The sequence below is a fragment of the Lentzea sp. genome (assembly GCF_036380075.1).
Lineage (GTDB): Bacteria > Actinomycetota > Actinomycetes > Mycobacteriales > Pseudonocardiaceae > Lentzea.
This window is the reverse complement of sequence record NZ_DASVFL010000051.1, coordinates 1-3,838: the sequence shown is the minus strand read 5'-3', so window position 1 is coordinate 3,838 and position 3,838 is coordinate 1. Positions and strand designations below refer to the sequence as shown.

4 protein-coding genes are annotated in these 3,838 nt (G+C 70.6%); all 4 read right to left on the bottom strand.

From position 1 onward, the window contains the following. A partial coding sequence (locus VF330_RS06295) for a DegT/DnrJ/EryC1/StrS family aminotransferase (protein ID WP_330850548.1) occupies window positions 1-656 on the bottom strand: 656 nt, incomplete at its 3' end. Between the two features lie 169 nt (window positions 657-825). Continuing rightward, window positions 826-1,830 (bottom strand): NAD-dependent epimerase/dehydratase family protein, encoded by a 1,005-nt coding sequence (locus tag VF330_RS06290; RefSeq protein ID WP_330850547.1) that lies wholly within the window; start codon window positions 1,828-1,830, stop codon window positions 826-828. Continuing rightward, window positions 1,830-2,852 carry a Gfo/Idh/MocA family oxidoreductase gene (locus VF330_RS06285; protein WP_330850546.1) on the bottom strand — a complete coding sequence of 341 codons (1,023 nt, stop codon included), beginning with the start codon at window positions 2,850-2,852 and terminating at the stop codon, window positions 1,830-1,832. Before VF330_RS06285 ends, VF330_RS06290 begins: the two co-directional genes overlap by 1 nt. A 14-nt stretch (window positions 2,853-2,866) precedes the next feature. Continuing rightward, window positions 2,867-3,838, bottom strand: a 972-nt coding sequence (locus VF330_RS06280; protein ID WP_330850545.1) for a sugar transferase, incomplete at its 5' end; no start/stop codon positions are given.

The following is a 3,838-nucleotide window of genomic DNA, read 5'->3' as shown; positions in this document are numbered from 1 at the left end:
CCGTGGTGGCGGTCCGCGGCGCTCACGCTCATGCCGTGCTCGCGCAGCCGCTTGAGCCGGACGACCCACTCGGGGTCGTCGGTGGTGACCATGCCGCCCTCACCGGTGGTGATGAGCTTGCGCGGGTGGAACGACCAGGCGGCCAGCAGCGCGTTCGCGCCGACCGGCCCGCCCTTGTAGGTGGAACCCGACGCGCAGGCCGCGTCCTCGATGACCGCGATGCCGCGCGGTTCGCACAGCGCCTTGATCGCGTCGACGTCCGCGGGCACGCCGGCCTGGTGGACGACCATGACCGCGCGGGTGCGCTCGGTGAGGACCGGTTCCACAGTGGACGCGGTCAGGTTGCCGGTGGCGAGCTCGACGTCGGCGAAGACCGGCGTCGCGCCGGTGTAGCGGACCGAGTTGGCCGTGGCGATGAAGGACAGCGACGGCACGACGACCTCGTCGCCTGGGCCGATGCCGAGCACGTGCACGGCCAGGTGCAGGCCGGTGGTGCAGGACGACACGGCGATGCCGTGGCCCGCGCCGACGGAGGCCGCGAAGGCCTCCTCGAACTCGCGGACCCGCGGGCCCTGCGCCACCCAGCCGGACCTGACGGCCTCGGCGGCGGCTTGTGCCTCTTCTTCGCCGAGCAACGGCCGCATAACCGGGATCACAGCTCTACCTCTTCTGGTGGGCGAACGTTCGTGCTTCGTACTTCGTGCGAGTGCAGGTGCGGCCGCGACGCCGCCGACCTGGGGGTGTCGGCGGCGGCGCGGCCGCGGCTTCGGGGGTGCGACCCCGGCACCGCCCGGCCTGGTGAGCCGGCGGCACCGAGGCCGCGGGTCACGCGCCGGTCTTCCCGGCGGCGTCCTTCTCGGCCCGCCACCACGCGACCAGGTCGCGCAGTCCGCCGTCCATCTCGATCTCCGGCTTCCACCCGAGCTCGCGCGCCGCGAGGCTGATGTCGGCGAGCCGGCGCGTGACGCCGTTCACCTTGCGCTCGGGGCCGTGCTCCAGCGGCAGGTCGGAGTCCATCGCGGCGAGCAGCGCGAGCGCGAGCTCCTTGAGCGAGGTCTCCTGGGAGGACGCGATGTTGTAGACCGTGTCCGTGACCGGTGCCTTGGCGGCGAGGATGTTCGCGCGGGCGATGTCGTGCACGTGGACGAAGTCCATCGTCTGGGCGCCGTCGCCGAAGATGAGCGGCGACTTGCCGTCGACGATGCGTTCCATCCAGCGGATGAGCACCTCGGTGTACAGGCCGTGGACGTCCATCCGCGGGCCATACACGTTGAAGTAGCGCAGTGCCACGTAGTCGAGGTCGTACATGGCCTTGAAGCTGCGCAGCATGCCCTCGTTGAACGCCTTGGCGGCGCCGTAGAAGGTGTCGTTGTTGTACGGGTGGTGCCGTTCGTCGGTGGGGAACGACTCCGCGAGACCGTAGATCGACGCCGACGACGAGGCGATGACCTTCTTCACGCCGGCGGCCGCGGCGGCCTCGACGACCGTGAAAGTGCCGTCCACCAGGCACTCCAGCGCCAGACGGGGTTCCTCGGCGCACTGCGTGATGCGGATGGCGGCGAGGTGGAAGACGAGGTCCATGCCCTCGGTCAGCTCGCGCACCAGCGCCTTGTCGTTGATGTCGCCCTCGACGACGCGGACGACGCCGGACTCCAGCGCGGAGGCCAGGTTCTCGCGGCGGCCGCGCACGAAGTTGTCCAGCACGACGACCTCGGCCGCACCGGCCTCGACGAGCTGGTCCACCACCGCGGAACCGATCGTGCCGGCACCACCGGTGACGAGAGCGCGCTGCCCGGTGATCGGCTGCGCGAGCTCCTTCTGGGCCGTCATCAGGAAACCCTGCTTTCCACTTGTTGAACGGGGACGAACACGCCGCCGGAGCGCAACGACTCCGACGCGGCCTCGAGCACGGCCAGCACGCGCAGACCCGCGCGGCCGTCGGTCAGCGGCGGGCGCTTCTCGGTGATGGACGCGGCGAACTCCGCCATCATCGTGCGCAGCGCCTCGCGTTCCACCAGCGCCGGAGCGACCATGTCGCCGGTGCGGTAGGAGATCTTCTGCTGCTCCACGGAACGGTCGACGCCGCGGTCGTAGATGGACAGTCGCTGCGCCGGGTTGTTGTCGTCCCAGACGACCGTGCGCTGCGAGCCGCCGATGACCATCGTGCGGATCTTGGTGGGCGACAGCCAGTTCACGTGCACGTGCGTGATCGCGCCGTTGGACAGGCGGACCGTGAGGTGGCCGACGCACGCGACGCCCGCGCCGATCGGGTCGGAGCCGTGAGCCGCGACCTCCACCGGGTGGACGTCGTCGGGCAGGATCGCCTCGAAGATCGAGAGGTCGTGCGGGGCGAGGTCCCACAGCACGTCGACGTCCGGCTGCACCAGACCGAGGTTGATGCGCACGGAGTCGATGTACTGGATGTCGCCGAGCTCGCCGGCGCGGATGATCTGGCGCAGGTGCTGCACGGACGACGTGTAGGCGAACGTGTGGTCCAGCATCAGGGTGAGGCCGCGCTGCTCGGCGGTCTCCACGAGCTTGAGGCCGTCGGAGAAGTTGGCCGCGAGCGGCTTCTCCACCAGGACGTGCTTGCCTGCCTCCAGCGCCGCCAGTGCGACGGGCAGGTGCGTGGCCGCGGGGGTCGCGATGGCGACCGCGTGCACCTCGGGGTCGGCGAGCACCTCGTCGAGCGACGCGGTGGCGCGCACCGTCGAGTACTCCCCCAGCACCCGGCGCGCCTTGTCGACGTCGAGGTCGCACAGGTACTTCAGGCGCAGCGCGGGGGTCGCCTGCGCGTTGCGGACGAGGTTCGGGCCCCAGTACCCGGCACCGATGACAGCGATTCCAACCACAGGAGAGATCTCCATCAGTAAGCCCCCTGGCCGCCGAAGACGGCGCGGAAGGTCTTCCACATGATCACGAGGTCGAGCGCGAGCGACCAGTCCTCGACGTAGCGCAGGTCGAGCCGGATCGACTCCTCCCACGAGAGGTCGCTGCGTCCGCTCACCTGCCACAGGCCGGTCAGTCCCGGCTTCACCAGCAGGCGGCGCCGCACGTCCGAGGAGTACTTCGCGGTCTCCTCCGGCAGCGGCGGGCGGGGACCGACGAGCGACATGCTGCCCGCGAGGACGTTGAACAGCTGGGGCAGCTCGTCGATCGAGTAGCGGCGCAGGAACGTGCCGACCTTGGTGATGCGCGGGTCCTTCTTCATCTTGAACAACAGCCCGTGGCCCTCGTTGGCCGTGGCGAGCTTGGCGCGCAACGCGTCGGCGTTGGTCACCATGGTGCGGAACTTGACGATCGTGAACGGCGCGCCGCCCTTGCCGACCCGCTTCTGGCGGTAGAAGACGGGACCGCGGCTGTCGATCATCACGAAGGCGGCGACCGCGAACATGAGCGGCGCCAGCAGGAGCAGGAGGAGGAACGCGCCCACGCGGTCGACGACGTCCTTGACCAGACGGCGGAACCCGCTCAGCGCCGGTTCGCTCACGCGCAGCAACGGCATGCCGAGCACGGCGCTCATGTGCAGACGCGGGCCGGCGACCTCCATGAGGCCGGGCGAGACGACCATCTCGGCACCGGACCCCTCCAGGGCCCAGGCGAGCTGCTGGAGACGGCGAGGTGTCCAGTAGGCGTCGGGGGTGACGGCGACGATGCGGTAGCCGCCGCGGCGGACGTGCTCGGCGAGCTCGCGCAGCTGGCCGACGACGGGCACGCCGTCGACCGAGGTGCCCGAACGGCCGCGGCCGTCGATCGTGCAGATCGCGTCCACGCGCCAGCCCAGGTGGGCGACGCGGCGCGTGCGGTGGATGAGGTCCTCGACGGTCTCCAGGTTGCC

Excerpts from the sequence above, each read along its gene's own strand:
- VF330_RS06290 (WP_330850547.1), bottom strand. The coding sequence starts at position 1,830 with ATGACGGCCCAGAAGGAGCTCGCGCAGCCGATCACCGGGCAGCGCGCT.